Genomic DNA, 14,870 nt, shown 5'->3' with positions numbered 1-14,870 from the left:
ATTATCTGAGTAACTTCCGGTAAACTTCTGTTTTTGCCGGGTCGAGGGTGGATAGAAGCGTGAAAGCTTTTTGCCGTTCATCGCGCGGAGCCTCGTTCATGATGTTAAAGAGTTCTTCGCCCTTGGCGTCAAAAAACGTATTGATTACCACAGAATTGAGTCGCTGCTGACTAACCTGCTGGAGAGTCGACAAAACGCCTAAAACCTGCTGACGCGCCCCCGCAGGGTTGGTGGTGAACGTATCCAGTGCCTGGCGGTGGTAGGTATACAAGGCTTCGTGGTAGGGGATAAACTGCTGACTTTGCAGGTTTTCGATCAGCCAGTACCGGTTGCGGATGTCGCCCTTGGCAGCCCACGCCCCGCCAGCGTCGGCCCGTTGATTCGCCAGGGTCATCACGTTATAGGCCCGTTGAAAAAACGGTTTCCCGCCCTGCTTGCTAAAAGTATTGTAATCGACACCCAACATGATCAGCGCGTGAAAAGCAAGCAAAGACGTTAATTCACTGGAATTGGTATTTTCGTTAAAAAACATTGCATCATTCGGGCGGTAGGGGAAATCAAACGAATTGTCGATGTAACGCAGCGTAACGGTCTCATAATTAGTGCCATACACGGGGCGGGTAACAATGATCTGGGCACGGCCCTGGTAGACATTCTGAGCGGGAACTTTCAGAATGTCAATAATCAGTTTGCAGTTGATGCGTTCTTCCGGATTGAACGCATCGGTCGTCCACCGGCGGGTATTGATAAAATCCGTAATGAAACTCTGAAGCTGGGGGAAAACCTGACGGTCGGTGATCTGCGTCGACTGGGCCTGGTTGAAATTTACCGTTACCTGGCAATTGAGTTCCTGGGCCAGACCGGTTTGGGTCGACAAAACGATGAATACCGCAACACTTCGCAATAAGGATTGAAATTTCATACCATCGATAGCTGTTCCTGAACGAGATTGAGCAAATCTTCGGCCACTTTGTCCTTCGATTTCAGATCAAATTCATACATCCGCTCGTCTTTGTCAATAACGGTAATTTTGTTGGTATCGTGCCCAAAACCGGCACCCGGATCGCGCAAAGAATTCAGAACGATCAGATCGAAATTTTTGGCCCGGAGTTTTCCCAATGCATTGGCTAGTTCATCATTGGTTTCCAGGGCAAAACCGACTGTAATTTGGTCCGGGCGTTTCTGCTGCCCCAGGGTGGCGGCAATATCGACGGTTTTGGTCATTTCCAACCCAAAAACCGTTTCCTTTTTCTTTATTTTCTGGTCGGCGGGTTGCAATGGGGTGTAATCGGCCACGGCGGCCGCCAACACAACCACGTGCGCTTTCGGAAACTCTTCCGCCGTTGCTTCAAACATTTCCCGGGCCGAGCGCACCGCTATGCGCCGGATGGCCGGATCGGGGAGGGGTTGCACCGTGGGGCCGCTGACGAGCGTAACGTCGGCTCCGGCCTGAGCAAAAGCGCGGGCAATGGCATAGCCCATTTTGCCGCTCGAGTGGTTGCTGATAAAGCGAACCGGATCGATGGCCTCCTGCGTGGGGCCAGCGGTAATCAGTATTCGTTTGTGCCTGAAAACCGGGCGGTGGGCAAAATGCCGTTCCAGTTCATTCACAATGTGTTCCGGCTCTGCCAGCCGTCCTTCGCCCACCAGTCCGCTTGCCAGTTCGCCGTGTTCGGCCTGAATGAGGTGATTACCGAAATATTCCAGACGCCGGAGGTTTTCCAGGGTCGTGGGGTGGCGATACATGTCCAGATCCATGGCGGGTGCCAGAAAAACCGGGCATTTCGCTGATAAATAAACCGCCGACAACAAATCGTCACAAAATCCGTGGGCTAATTTCGCCAGCGTGTGTGCCGACACCGGCGCAATAACCAGCAAATCGGCCCAAAGAGCCAGCTCGACGTGGTTGTTCCACTGCCCTTCGCCCTGCCCGCCAGACTGAATGAACTCCGAAAAAACGGGGCGTTTCGACAGCGTAGCCAGCGTCAGGGGCGTGATGAAATCTTTGGCCGCTGGTGTCATGATCACCTGCACTTCGGCTCCCGACTTGATCAAAAGCCGGATCAGCAGGGCTGATTTATACGCAGCGATGCTACCCGTTACGCCCAGCAGAATCTTTTTTCCGGTGAATTTGGACATGATAAGCAGGATAAACACACAAAACGAACCGAAGAAGCACAAAGGACACAGAGAGAGGTCGCCGGTGCGATTTTCTCCGTGGTCTCTGTGCTTCTTCGGTTCGTTTTGTATCTAACGTAAAGATAAAGAATTACAGCGAGCTGCTCGTGTCTTCTTCAACCGTGCGCCATTGCAGTTTGCCTTCCAGGAACTCGTCCGTTGCCACCGTGGTCGGTTTAGGAAGACGCTCGTAGTATTTTGAAATTTCAATCTGCTCCCGGTTTTCGAACACTTCTTCCAGGTTGTCGACGGCCGACGCAAATTCTGAAAGTTTGTTGCTCAGTTCTTCTTTCATTTTGCTCGAAATCTGCCGCGCCCGTTTTGAAATGATCGATACTGATTCGTACAGATTACCCGTTGCTGCCGCAATTTTATCAGTATCGCGGGTGATGATCGAAGGATTATTTGCCATAGTTTTTTGGTTTTCTCTTCTCGGTTTTCGGCCGCCGAACGCTGGTGAATTCGGGCAACCGTTTATTAATTAATTGGCTGTTGTCGCCGTGACTTTGGCCGGTTTTTGTTGCTGATTCAATTTCTCTTTTTCCTGATTGGCGATGGTTTCCAGTTCCTTACGGCTGTCTTCATACATCCGCTCGGCTTTTTTAAGGTCCGGGCTTTTCGGGAATTTGTCTACCAGTGCCAGGTAATAGGTCACCACTTCCTGGTGCCGCTCTTTCAGTTTGTCGGCAAAACTGTTTTTGGCCAGGTTATACTGCGCATCCACGCGCAGGTAGGCCAGTTCTTCATTGTATTTCGAATCCGGGTATTCGCGGAGGAAATTAGTAATGGAAACCACCGAAGACCGGTAATTGGCAATGTTGGCGGCACTGGTCTTGTAGTATTGTTTGGCTTTATCGTAGGCCTTCAGTTCCAGCTTGTCGCGCAGAACGGCGATATACTGGGTACATTCCTGCCGAAAAGGGCTCTGCGGGTGGGCATTGATAAAGTCCTGCAAAGCGGCCATGGCTGTCAGCGTATTGGATTGATCCAAATTGTAGTTCGGCGAATCTTTGTACAGCGAAAGAGCGTAGAAATACATCGCTTCGTGGGCGTAATCGCTTCGGGCAAAGGTTTCGTAAAACTGCTTGAAGTGAAACGACGACAACTGGTAATTCTGCTGTTGATATTCGCAGTGAGCCCGGTAGAACTGGGCCATTTCCGATTCCGTGCTTCCTTTCAAAATGGGAATCAACTCTTCAAACAACAGACCCGCCCGGTAAAATTCCCCCTTTTTAAAATACGTGACGGCCGCCTGATACTTTTGATCATCCGTACCCGTTTTCTGTAATTTCTGAAATGGGCTGCATGATGTAATCATTACCAACAACACAACCGCCAATGTACCTGCTTTCAAACAATGCTGCATAAGGATGCAAAATTAATAAAAATCTCTGTAAGACTAACGATCATTCCCCGTAAATAGTGCTGACGTTGAGGGCGCTGGTAGGCAAAAAAATAAGCAGTAAACAGAAATACTGCCTACTGCCTATCAAACTTCATATCGACAGTCATTGATGACTGACCATTAACTTTTTGGTTGCAATTTTTTGCCCTTCCAGAGACAGTTGATAAAAATACATACCGGAATTCATTTCGCTGGTTGCAATCCGAATTTTTCGCTCGTTCCGATCCAGAACATACTCTTTCACCGGAGCACCTAACACATTGTAAAAGATGAGTTTAGCGTCTTTTACACCACCAAATATCTGGTAATCAATTTCGGCTCTTTCATTGGCTGGATTCGGGTAAATATTAGAAACCGTGATCCGTTCGTTGGCATACATCCAATCCTCAACCTTTCGTGTTTCTTCCGCCGAAACGCGGGCTTCAGGCGTGGGCAGATTGCCGGTATCCGAGCTGGCCGCGCGAATCGGGGTTTTACCCGCCGAGGTTTGCAGAAGCTGATTGCGGTAAAATTGGTTAATGGCGGCATTTTTCTGAGCAGTAACACCACGATCCAGACTGGAAACGCTGGGGTGCTTCAGGAAGGGGAAGTTGCGGGAGTGAATCACACGACTCGTCGGTGCGGGTTTTTGCCCCAACTCCAACCGGCTTTTGGGCTTGCCGCTATCGCTCTGAGCCATCAGGCTCTGCGATACCAGAAGTGCCAATCCGGTTAACCAGGCATATAAACGTACAGGTTGTTTCATATAATTTCATTCAATAATTGGGTGGATATATTACCCCATCACAAACATATTTAAAAAAACGAGAAAGTCAACGACCACTTCCTCAAAAAATTGCAATTCAAATCCTTTTTTGTCAGTTAGAACCGGACATTACCCCAAAGGTTTAAAACAAATTCAAAAATTTATTTACAAACCACTGGACTCCCAATCAGTTACCGGTTTTGCGAACCGGTTTTTTATTGAGTTCCTTTTCCAGATCGCTCTCTTCCACCGGTGTTGGCGTAGTGCGAAGCGCCGGTTTCGTAGTGGTATTTTTCGAGGTTTCCGTCCTCAAACTGTCCACCGGTTGAATTTTTTTCTCCGTAACGGTAGCCGGTTTCACTTTTTCAATATCCTTTTTCGGTTCAACTGTCGGAACGGGTGCCGGTTTGTTCACCGAAATAGCTTCTTTGACGGGCGCGGTTTCGACGGTGTTTCCTGTCGTTTTCCGGATCAACCCTTTCATCTTTGATTCGTTTAACGGAACCTCCCGTTTGGTCGTCGCCGATGCTTCGGGCAAAACGGCTGCTGCCGCTTTTTTGACGGTTTTTGCACTTAAAACCGTTGCCGATGCGGGCGTCGTTGGTTCCGGTAATCCCAGGATTCGGGCTTTGGTTGGCTTTTCGGCCATCCGCCAGTTAAAACCGTCCAGTTGTTTGTCCGCATCCTTTAATTCCTGGGGAGGAACCAGTTTGGAATCCGGCTGGCCGTAAAAGCTAATTTTGTTAACCTTTCGGTCCGCAAACCGGATTGTCATTTTACTGCACAAAACCCGGTTCATACCCACCATTTTGTTATTGTCATCGACGGCGAAATACAGACTCTCCCCATTGCCTTCAACCACCACATGATCGATGTCGGAGCGTTCACTTTTCTTGTCATACGCAAAATAACTGGTCAGCGTCCGGCCTTTTACCTGGTTAAAATTGAGCAGTGTATCTTGTGATATGACGAAAGAATGGCCCCGAAGTAACATTTTATGGATGCGATTATTTTTCATCAATGCCGTTATCGAGTCACCTTCCATCTGATAATTCGTGCTCCAGACAATGGGATCCTTGAAAAAGTAGATGGTCGAGTCTGCGGTTTCATACACGATCGAATCACATTTACTCTGCAAATCATTTTTGAAAACCAGTACATTCCGCTGCCCGATCAACCGCCGGTATGTCGAATCCGTGTTGGTCTTCCCCTTTTTGTATTTCGGATTGGGTAGTTCAAACGACCAGAGGGTATCGGCCCGCATGAACAAGGTATCCGAACTCGAAATGCTTTTGACCAGGGCATGCCCAATCATGCGGGCTACACCGGCTTTTCGGTTGTATCGACCGAAATCGCCCGTCAAAATTGTTTGATCTCCCTTCGCAAAAAGGACGACGTTGCCACGGGCGGTGTAATAATCGTTGGCGTTGTTCCCAAACAACGTATCGCCCGTCAGCGTATATTTCTCCGTTTCAATGGTGGCCCGGCGCTGGAAGTTCGACAGGCGCGAGACGGTATTGTAATCTCCGTCTTTGGCAAGCAGCGTTCCTTCCTTGCTCACAATTTTGGTTGGCCCCTGAAACGTGGCAATTTTGCTCAACGAGTTGTAAAGCAACGAATCAGCGGTCAGCGTATACTGCGGATTGACCAGTTTAACGTTCTCATGAAACGTAAACAGTTTCGTCCGCGTGTTGTAATAGCCTTCCCGGCTCGTCAGAATATTCTCCCGGTCAACAATCCGGCCTTTTACCGGATAATGGGCAATTCCGTTGGCCATGTCGTAATCCAGCCGCCGGGTAGTCAAGGTCATTTTCCGGTCTTTCAACACCACCGTCCGACCCGTTACATTGGCTTGCCGACTGGCCCCATAATAGAATAAGGTATCCCCTTTGACACTCAGCGTATCGCCCTGGATCATCCGTACATTGCCGTAAGCTTCAATGACGTTGGTGGTCAGATTTTGAACCGCCCGGTCGCAAAACATCAGCGTATTTTTGTGCAGAAGCTCGACGTTACCGGTCAGTTTTTTAATCTCTTCGGTTCCCGATTGCAGGCCTTCCAGTTGGTCGGCCCGTTTCAGAATCACAATATCGGTTGCGCCACCCGCTGCCGGATTGCCAGGCTGGGCGTTTGCTGAACCGGCCAGCAAAACCAGAAGCATGACCAGGAGCTTGTGAATCATTCTATTGCTATAGACGCTCGTTTTATTCAAAGGGTTGCGATGCATGGAAAAAAAATCTTCTGAATCATCTGAACTGGGATTACGCGGATTAAATGATTAACTAGGAATCTTTTCTCCTTAACCGACGTAAAGGCATTTCAGACTATTTCGGATACAAAATTATGGCTTTAGCGCGAAACCGGGCGATAGAACACCAGTTTTTAAGCTTTATTAACAGAGAACAACTTTTTGGCCAAACTGATTGCATTCTCCTGACGGTTAGTGGCGGGCTGGATTCGGTGGTGATGGCGGAGTTGTTTCGAATGGCAGGGTTTCAGTACGGGATCGCTCACGTCAATTTTCAGTTGCGCGGAGCTGAGTCCGATGAGGATGAAGCCTTTGTGAGAGCCCTGGCGGAGCAGCATGGCGTACGGTTTCATACCACCCGTTTATCGGCAAAACAGCAGGCCGAAGAGCAGGGGATTTCGACGCAGATGGCGGCCCGGCACCTGCGGTATGCGTGGTTTGAGCAACTGGCGGAGGTGAACGGCTATGCCAGTATTGCGACGGCTCACCACCAGGATGATGTTTTGGAAACCATCCTGATCAACCTGGTTCGGGGTACGGGCCTGACCGGATTGCGGGGCATTCCCATCCGGCAGGGACGCATCATCCGGCCGCTGTGGTTTGCCGATCGTGAAACCATTGGCGACTATGCGCGCGAAAAGGAATTGGTTTGGCGCGAAGACAGTTCCAATACGTCCGGTAAATACCGCCGAAACCGCCTTCGCCAGCAGGTGATTCCTATTTTGAAAGAGATGAATCCCAGCCTGTTGCAAACCCTCCAAACCACCGTTGCGCGCTTGCAATCAGCGGATGAACTGCTTGATGAGGAGATGCGCCGGTCATGGGAAGAGGTGGCCGAAAACCGTCCGGAAGGCGTCTTTCTTTCGATTCAACAACTTCTCAACCAGCGGGAGTGGGCGTTTCGGTTGTCCGAATGGCTGAAACCATACGGTTTTCAGTATGTTCAGATAGACCCGCTTGCTGAAGCTGTTCGGGGAGACGGTTTTGGGCAAAAATTCCAGTCGGCGACCCACCAGGTGCTTCGCGATCGTGACTATTTGGTACTTTCATCATTACAAGCAGTTGACAATCAGGAGATTCGATTGGTTGAGTTGCCGTCTGGCGATCTGTCGGTTTCTGACCACTTTTCTTTGCGGTTCGAAATCATTGAGTCTTTAAACGGTTTTCAGATCCCGTCAAATCACGAGATTGCCTGTCTGGACGCCGACCGGATTCATTGGCCGCTGACCATCCGGCGCTGGCAAACCGGAGATCGCTTCCAGCCGCTCGGCATGAAAGGCAAGCAGTCGATAGGCAATTTTTTGACCAACCAGAAAGTCTCCCTGACCGACCGGCGTTCTGCCTGGGTCTTAGTGGCGGGTGAGGCAATCGCCTGGCTCATCGGATACCGGCCTGACGACCGGTTTCGGGTCACCGATCATACTCGAAAAATTCTGAAAATTGAGCGTCGGCTTGTCGGTCAATAACCCTTTTATTCTTCAAAAATAGTCACCCTTTTAGGTTACCGATTGCCGGGGTACGAGATTTTAGTATCTTTGAATGTGATGTACATGCAAATTTTGGCATTCGTTTTGATGCTTTAAAGGAGTAACCCTTTCAATTCACTATGAAATACGTACGATTGTCCCTGCTGAGTGCCATCCTGAGTGTCGTGGCGTTGGCCGTTCAGGCGCAAAGTGCGCGACTGAAGGCGGCTAACAAACAGTTTGAGAATCTGGCCTACGTAAATGCGGCCCGGGCGTATGAGGATTTTTTGCGGCTCGATAAAAAGAAAGACCCCGCCGAAGTGCAGGAGGCTTACACCAAACTGGGCTATAGTTACCGCGCGTTGCAGGATACTAAAAATGCCGAACGAATCTACGCCGATTTGATCCGGGAATTTCCCGAAACCGACTCCAAAAATTACCTCTACTACGCCCAGGCACTGGCCGCCAATGGCAAATACCGCGATTCGCAAAAACTGTACAGCAAATACGGAGAAAAACAGAATGAAGACTTGCGGGGCCGGAAATTTACGGTTTCCTACATGGACATGAACCGGTTTTTTCAGGATTCCTCTTCCTATAAAGTGGAATTTCTGCCGGTCAACTCCCGTCAGGCCGATTTTAGCCCCATGTATTATCAGAACGGCCTGGCTTTTGTGTCAGCGCGCGACGAAACGGGACCGGTCAAACGGGTTTTTGGCTGGAATCAAACCCCGTTTCTGGACTTGTATTTTTATCCCGATACGGCTGAACTGCAAAATAATGCAGAACTCGCGGCCCGGGCGGCTTCGCTGGGTGGAAGTAATGCGACGGCTGACGCGGTTGAGGTAGCCCCTGTGGAAGAAAAGTCGCTTTCCAAAACCGAATTGTTCAGCCGGACGCTCAACACGAAATATCACGAGGGGCCGATGACTTTTTTCAAAGACCAGAGCCGGATCATTTTCACCCGTAACAACACGGCCAAAGGAAAAGGCGGAAAAAGTAACGATGGCATCCGAAAACTAAAATTATACATCGCTGAGAATGCCAAAGGAAGTTGGCAGAAGGTCGAGGAACTTCCGTTTTGCAGCAATGATTATTCGGTCGGACATCCGGCTTTATCACCGGATGATACCAAACTGTATTTTGTGTCGGATATGCCGGGCGGTTTTGGCGGAACCGATATTTATGTGGTCGAGTTCAAGGACGGGCAGTGGTCGTCGCCGGTGAACATGGGCAAGGAAATCAATACGGAAGGTAACGAGATGTTTCCGTTTGTTGACGAAAACAGTAATCTCTACTTCTCCTCGGACGGCCACGAAGGGTTGGGCGGTCTCGACCTGTTTTATGCTGAACTGCGGGAAGGAATCGCTTTTAAAGGTGTTCAGAATATGGGTTATCCGATTAATTCGGAAAAGGATGATTTTGGCCTGATTACCACCAAAAACCGGACGTCCGGTTATTTCAGCAGCAATCGGAAACGGGGTGTCAGTGACGACAATATTTACAGTTTCCGGCGGACCTGCAAGCAACTGAACATTTTTGTTTACGATGCCAAAACCAGCGAGCCCATCGCCGTGGCCGATGTTCGGGTGATCAAAGCCGGGGTGAATCAGGATTTACGCTTTACCGGGGTCGATGGCAAAACCGGTTTTTGTCTCGATGCCAACGTCGACTATGAATTTAAAGCGATCAAAGAGGGGTATGCAACGAACAGCATCCGGTTTTCAACCATGACGCAATCGGAAAGGCCGGTAATGACGGTGTCGATTTATCTGGAAAAAAGTGAAAATACGCTGGTGAAAGGAACGGTAAAAACCGAAGTAAACCAGCAACCCGCACCGGGCGTGACGGTGACCTTGCGGAATGACAAAGACAAATCGGAACAGCAGGTTGTGACCGGAACGGATGGGAAATATGAATTTGAGATGAAACCGGGGGCGCCCTACACGCTGACAACCCAGAAAAACCGCTATACGGCCAACAGCGAACAAATTCCGAAAATGAAGGCCGGAAAAAACCCAAAACTGATTGAAAAACAGCAGGGAATCTACGGTGAGGGCGATGTATTTGAGCTGAAGAACATCTATTACGACTACAACAAGTTTTTTATCCGCCCGGATGCCGCCCGGGAACTGGATCATTTAGCCGGGCTTCTGAAAAAATACCCGGAAATGAAAATTGAACTTCGGTCGCACACCGACAGCCGCGCCAACGATGCCTACAACCTGCAATTGTCGACCTACCGGGCCAGAGCCACGGTCGATTATCTGGTTAACCATGGGATAGACCCTTCAAGGCTGGATGCTCAGGGGTATGGTGAAACCGAAATCCTGAATGGCTGTACGGATGATGTAGCCTGTCCCGAAAGTAAGCACCAGAAAAACCGGAGAACGGAGTTTAAAATTGTGTCGGTTCAGGGCAATCGTCCTGAAACCGCCGGAAAGTAAAGGTTAATGGTGTAATGCCTGTTTTCGGATATTCGGAGGGGGAACCCGATCGTTCTTCAAATCAACGTTCCGCCATCCGCGTGGAACAGACTGCCTGTACAATACGCCGATGCGTTGGATGCGAGAAATAGGGCCAGTGGGCTGATTTCGTCGGTGGTTCCCATGCGGGCGATGGGCAAACGGTGGGTGAAATGGGCCAGAATCGCTTCGTCCTGCCAGAGCGCCTGACTGAATTTGGTTTTGATCAAACCGGGGCAAATGGCATTGACGCGGATGTGGTCGGCTCCCCATTCTTTTGCCAGGACTTTGGTCAGCATGTTCAAACCCGCTTTGCTAACGCTGTACATGCCCAAACCGGGGTCGGGCGTTTCGCCGGCAATACTACTCATCATAATGATGCTCCCACCGCCCCGGGCTTTCATAATGGGGTAAACCATTTTACTCAACTCAAAAGGAGCCTTGACATTCACTTGCATGATTTTATCGAAAGCGGCCAGATCGCAGTCAATCGTCGGCCCGAAAATGGGATTGGTAGCCGCGTTGTTGACCAGAATGTCGATGCCGCCGTATATCTCCACGGTTTTGTCGACGAGGTGCCGAAGCTGGTCGTGGTCGCCGGCATGGGCGGCAATGCCGTTGGCTTCTCCACCTACTTTCCGGATTTCGGCAACAACGCCGTCGAGACTGCTTTGCCGACGGCTGCTGATGACGACTTTGGCTCCAAACCGGGCAAAGATGCGGGCAATGTCCTCGCCAATTCCTTTACTGGCTCCCGTAATCAGGGCCACTTTGCCGTCCAAACCAAAAACAGATTTCTCTACGTCTTTTCCGGGTAGTTTTGCCATATTTGACCGTATCTTGTGGGGTGATCGAGGAAAGTCTGTCTGCAAACTATCTTTAAAATTGAATAATTCAAAAATAAGGTAGGATAGTTTTAATGATTGGATAGATAAGTTGTATACGAGAGATTTGCCTATTTTCGTTGCCATAAAGAAGAAAGAACCAACCACCGTTCTACAATGACCCAAAACTCTACGGATTTACCTCCCTTCGTGCGTTCCTGGCGCCAGTTATACAGCATTGTCATTGGCAGTTTGCTGCTCGAAATAATCTTGTTTTACGGGTTTATGCGGTATTTTTCATGAGCAGTCTCGATTGGCTCATCCTGGCCGGCACACTGGCAATTATCATTGTTTATGGGGTGGTTCGTAGCCGGGGTAATCGCAACATGGGAGATTACCTGCTGGCCAACCAATCATTGCCGTGGTACCACGTTTGCCTGTCGGTGATGGCCACCCAGGCCAGTGCCATTACTTTTCTCTCCACACCGGGGCAGGCCTTTACGGACGGGATGCGGTTTGTTCAGTTTTATTTTGGACTTCCGCTGGCGATGGTTGTATTGGCTGTTACGTTCGTTCCCATTTTCCACCGGCTGAAAGTTTTCACCGCTTACGAATACCTGGAATCCCGGTTCGATGCACGGGTTCGCGTTTTTACGGCTTTGCTTTTCCTGCTGCAACGCGGGTTATCGACGGGTCTTTCCATCTACGCGCCATCCATCATTCTGTCGACCATTCTGGGGTGGAACATCTTCTGGACCAACATCATCATGGGCGGTATTGTGCTGGTGTATACCGTGACGGGTGGAGCCAAAGCTATTTCCTACACCCACCTCCAGCAAATGCTGATTGTGACGGTGGCCATGTTTATTGCCGGCTGGATGACGGTTCATCTGCTTCCGGCGGATGTCGGTTTTATGGATGCACTGGAAGTAGCCGGAAAAGCCGGTCGGCTCAATACCATTGATCTCAAATTTGACCCCGATAGCCGCTACAACCTCTGGTCGGGACTGATTGGCGGTTTTTTCCTGCAACTATCTTATTTTGGTACCGATCAGTCGCAGGTGGGACGCTATTTAACCGGGCAATCGATTGGCCAAAGCCGACTGGGCCTGCTGGCCAACGGGATGTTGAAGGTTCCGATGCAGTTCTTGATCCTTCTGGTGGGCGTATTGGTATTTGTATTCTACCAGTTCAACCCCTCGCCGGTATTTTTCAATAAAGTAGAAACGGATCAACTGCTGAAAAGTCAATATGCGGATCAATACCGGCAGTTGGAAACGGAACACCAAACCATTGCAGCCCGTCGCCAAAAGGCGGTTTTGACCTTAAATAAGGCACTTTCTGACGGGAACGACGCATCCGTTGAGCAAACCAAGGCGGTGATTCTGAAAACCGATGAGGAAGCCAAAGCGGTGAAAGGGCAGGTGGTCGATCTAATTAAAAAGAACAATCCGGTGGGCGATACGAGTGATGTCAATTATGTTTTTCTCCGTTTCGTTCTCGACTTTCTGCCCCACGGATTGATCGGGTTGCTGATTGCCGTTATTTTCAGTGCGTCGATGGGGTCGATTGCCGCTGCCTACAGTTCGCTCGCTTCCACCACGGTGGTCGATATTTACAAACGGCTTTTTTGCAAAGACTATTCCGATGGGCACTATTTGAAGGCATCCAGGGTGGCGACCATCATTTGGGGCGTATTCTGCATCATTGTGGCCCAATTTGCCAGCAAACTGGGGAGCATGATTGAAGCCGTCAACATCCTGGGGTCACTTTTCTACGGCGTTATTCTGGGGATATTTCTGGTTGCTTTTTACGTCAAATCCATTGGAGGGAAGGCCACCTTCTGGGCCGCCGTGATTACGGAGGGGCTCGTCGTCTGGTGCTGGCTGGCTGAACTGACCGCATTTCTGTGGTTGAATGTGATCGGTTGCGTCCTGTTAATCGGCATTGCCTGGTTACTGGAACAGGTGATGCCTTCGAAGAAAACGGCGACTCCCGCTTGATTTTTAGGGCTAGAGACGCTCCCGAAGATACGCAAGGAGCATGTCGAGTGTCAGTTGCATACGACCTTGTCCGACTTTTAAACTAGCCACATCGGTTTTCAATCCGGCCACATCGGTTTTTATTTCGGCGACATCGGTTTTCAGAACAGCGACGTCGGTTTTCAGAACAGCGACATCGGTTTTCAGAACAGCGACATCGGTTTTCAGTTCTGCCACATCGGTTTTTAAAACAGCGACATCGGTTTTCAGTTCGGCGACGTCACCTTCTATTCTATTGAGCCGGTTGTTTACTTGGGTGAATTCCTGCTTGACCGTGACGGTCAGATTGGCTAAACCCCGGGCCACACTCTCGATGGCTTGTCCCTGCTCAGTGGCGAGATGTTCTAGTTGTTGAATACGGACGCGTTCAGTTGGCATGTCCAAATATACTGAAAACTATTTTTGGGGTGTATAGTTGTATGTAAAAATAAAAAACGCTTTCAATTCCAATGATTGAAAGCGTTTTTATGAGTATTGATTGTCAAAATCTTATGCTTTTTTCTTCTTGCCTTTCAGGACTTTAGTGTCCACCGGAATCAAAGCCTGGTAATCGGAAACTCCTTTTTGGATACCCTCTTTGTAGAATCGGAAAACCGGATCATTGGACGCTTCACCGACCACAAGTGCCTTTTGAGCCAGGGGTAATGCCTCGGCTACCTTGCCCATTTTTGACAAAATCTGAGCCTTAATCCACAGGTTCGAATAGGTTTCTTTCAGCCCGATCGACTTATCGGCCCACGCCAGTGCCTGGTCCAGGTTGCGGTTTTTAGAGAGATTCCAGTTGGCAGCCGCTTGCAGAATACCGGCATCTTCGGGTTTGTCGGCAACGGCTTTTTCGACGTTAGCCTGGGCGTTGGCCATCACATCGACTTTGAGGTTGGCGATAGCCCGGGTATCCGCCCAGTAGAAGTTTAAATTGGCGGTGCTATCGGTCAGGTCGCTGATGTCGATGGTGAATGTTTCGCGGGGGCGGGATACTTTTTCTGCTTTTATTTGCACCCGAACGGCATCTTCTTCTTTTTTGTACCCGTTCGGAATGCCTTCTTCCGCACTGGCGGTCGGGTTTTTATTGAAGATCAGGGTCCATTCGCTCTGGTTCGGGATGGTGAATACTGAGTAGCTTCCGGCGGGCAATTTCTGGCCCTGCACCATCACGTCCGTTGTCGTTTTAAAATTGGTAGCGCCATTGGCACCGGTCCGCCAGAGCTGGCCAAATGGTGCCAGCGGTGTTTGCGCACCCAGGGCAGCCCGTCCTTTTAAACTGGGTCGCGAATACGTTATCGTAAAATCAGTGGTGCCAACCGTCTGGATTACTGTCGCACCCGGACTGGCTTGCGGCAATTTAATCTGGGCGATGGCAAGCTGTGCAACCAGCGTCAGTGTGGCCAGAATGGAAATTTTTTTCATGGTTTCAGTTAATTGTATGTCGTAGTAAAATCGGGACGAAATTGCAGTTTTTTCTCTTCATTGCCAACTTGATTATCAAATATGCACCGC

13 protein-coding genes are annotated in these 14,870 nt (G+C 49.7%); 4 read left to right on the top strand and 9 right to left on the bottom strand.

Annotated elements, in window-relative coordinates; genetic code table 11:
- Position 1: 1 nt before the first annotated feature.
- The 6 genes from porD to ACS5NO_RS19770 all read right to left on the bottom strand — a co-directional run bounded on the left by porD (position 2) and on the right by ACS5NO_RS19770 (position 6,510).
- A complete protein-coding gene (gene porD / locus ACS5NO_RS19795; RefSeq protein WP_439416745.1) occupies positions 2-922 on the bottom strand; it encodes a type IX secretion system protein PorD in 921 nt (306 codons plus the stop codon).
- A complete protein-coding gene (coaBC, locus tag ACS5NO_RS19790) occupies positions 919-2,139 on the bottom strand; it encodes a bifunctional phosphopantothenoylcysteine decarboxylase/phosphopantothenate--cysteine ligase CoaBC (protein WP_439416744.1) in 1,221 nt (406 codons plus the stop codon). The genes porD and coaBC overlap by 4 nt, the downstream gene beginning before the upstream one ends.
- 130 nt (positions 2,140-2,269) lie before the next feature.
- Positions 2,270-2,590 (bottom strand): DNA-directed RNA polymerase subunit omega, encoded by a 321-nt coding sequence (locus ACS5NO_RS19785; RefSeq protein WP_114406225.1) that lies wholly within the window; start codon positions 2,588-2,590, stop codon positions 2,270-2,272.
- Positions 2,591-2,659: 69 nt separating this feature from the next.
- The gene (locus tag ACS5NO_RS19780; RefSeq protein ID WP_114406224.1) at positions 2,660-3,544 is read right to left on the bottom strand and encodes an outer membrane protein assembly factor BamD; all 885 of its coding nucleotides are present in this window, start codon (positions 3,542-3,544) and stop codon (positions 2,660-2,662) included.
- Positions 3,545-3,686: 142 nt separating this feature from the next.
- Complete coding sequence (locus ACS5NO_RS19775; RefSeq protein WP_439416743.1) at positions 3,687-4,328, bottom strand: T9SS type A sorting domain-containing protein; 642 nt, start codon at positions 4,326-4,328, stop codon at positions 3,687-3,689.
- Positions 4,329-4,515: 187 nt separating this feature from the next.
- Entirely contained in the window at positions 4,516-6,510 is a 1,995-nt protein-coding gene (locus tag ACS5NO_RS19770; RefSeq protein WP_439416742.1) for an OstA-like protein, read from the bottom strand.
- A gap of 161 nt (positions 6,511-6,671) precedes the next feature.
- Here ACS5NO_RS19770 and tilS point away from each other — a divergent pair, with 161 nt between their 5' ends.
- Together tilS and ACS5NO_RS19760 are read left to right on the top strand one after the other, a co-directional pair.
- Positions 6,672-8,042: a tRNA lysidine(34) synthetase TilS gene (tilS, locus tag ACS5NO_RS19765; protein WP_439416741.1), complete on the top strand. Its 1,371-nt coding sequence runs from the start codon at positions 6,672-6,674 to the stop codon at positions 8,040-8,042.
- Between the two features lie 140 nt (positions 8,043-8,182).
- Positions 8,183-10,489, top strand: a complete 2,307-nt coding sequence (locus tag ACS5NO_RS19760; RefSeq protein WP_439416740.1) for an OmpA family protein — start codon at positions 8,183-8,185, stop codon at positions 10,487-10,489.
- Positions 10,490-10,545: 56 nt separating this feature from the next.
- On the opposite strand, the gene ACS5NO_RS19755 is transcribed toward ACS5NO_RS19760, so the two are convergent.
- On the bottom strand, positions 10,546-11,334 hold the full coding sequence (locus tag ACS5NO_RS19755; RefSeq protein ID WP_439416739.1) for an SDR family NAD(P)-dependent oxidoreductase: 789 nt from the start codon (positions 11,332-11,334) through the stop codon (positions 10,546-10,548).
- A gap of 174 nt (positions 11,335-11,508) precedes the next feature.
- On the opposite strand from ACS5NO_RS19755, the gene ACS5NO_RS19750 reads away from it, so the two are divergent.
- Positions 11,509-11,634 (top strand): hypothetical protein, encoded by a 126-nt coding sequence (locus ACS5NO_RS19750; protein WP_262510987.1) that lies wholly within the window; start codon positions 11,509-11,511, stop codon positions 11,632-11,634.
- Complete coding sequence (locus ACS5NO_RS19745; protein ID WP_439416738.1) at positions 11,631-13,334, top strand: sodium:solute symporter family protein; 1,704 nt, start codon at positions 11,631-11,633, stop codon at positions 13,332-13,334. Before ACS5NO_RS19750 ends, ACS5NO_RS19745 begins: the two co-directional genes overlap by 4 nt.
- A 9-nt stretch (positions 13,335-13,343) precedes the next feature.
- Here the strand turns inward: ACS5NO_RS19745 and ACS5NO_RS19740 are convergent, their stop codons facing one another.
- Positions 13,344-13,751: a hypothetical protein gene (locus ACS5NO_RS19740; protein ID WP_439416737.1), complete on the bottom strand. Its 408-nt coding sequence runs from the start codon at positions 13,749-13,751 to the stop codon at positions 13,344-13,346.
- A 111-nt stretch (positions 13,752-13,862) separates the two neighbouring features.
- Positions 13,863-14,780, bottom strand: coding sequence for a DUF2911 domain-containing protein (locus ACS5NO_RS19735; protein ID WP_439416736.1), 918 nt, complete (start codon positions 14,778-14,780; stop codon positions 13,863-13,865).
- Between the last annotated feature and the right edge of the window lie 90 nt (positions 14,781-14,870).

The sequence above is a fragment of the Larkinella fluvii genome, assembly GCF_051857545.1.
Taxonomy (GTDB): domain Bacteria; phylum Bacteroidota; class Bacteroidia; order Cytophagales; family Spirosomataceae; genus Larkinella.
The sequence above is the reverse complement of the archived record's forward strand: the minus strand, read 5'-3'. Positions and strand labels throughout refer to the sequence as shown.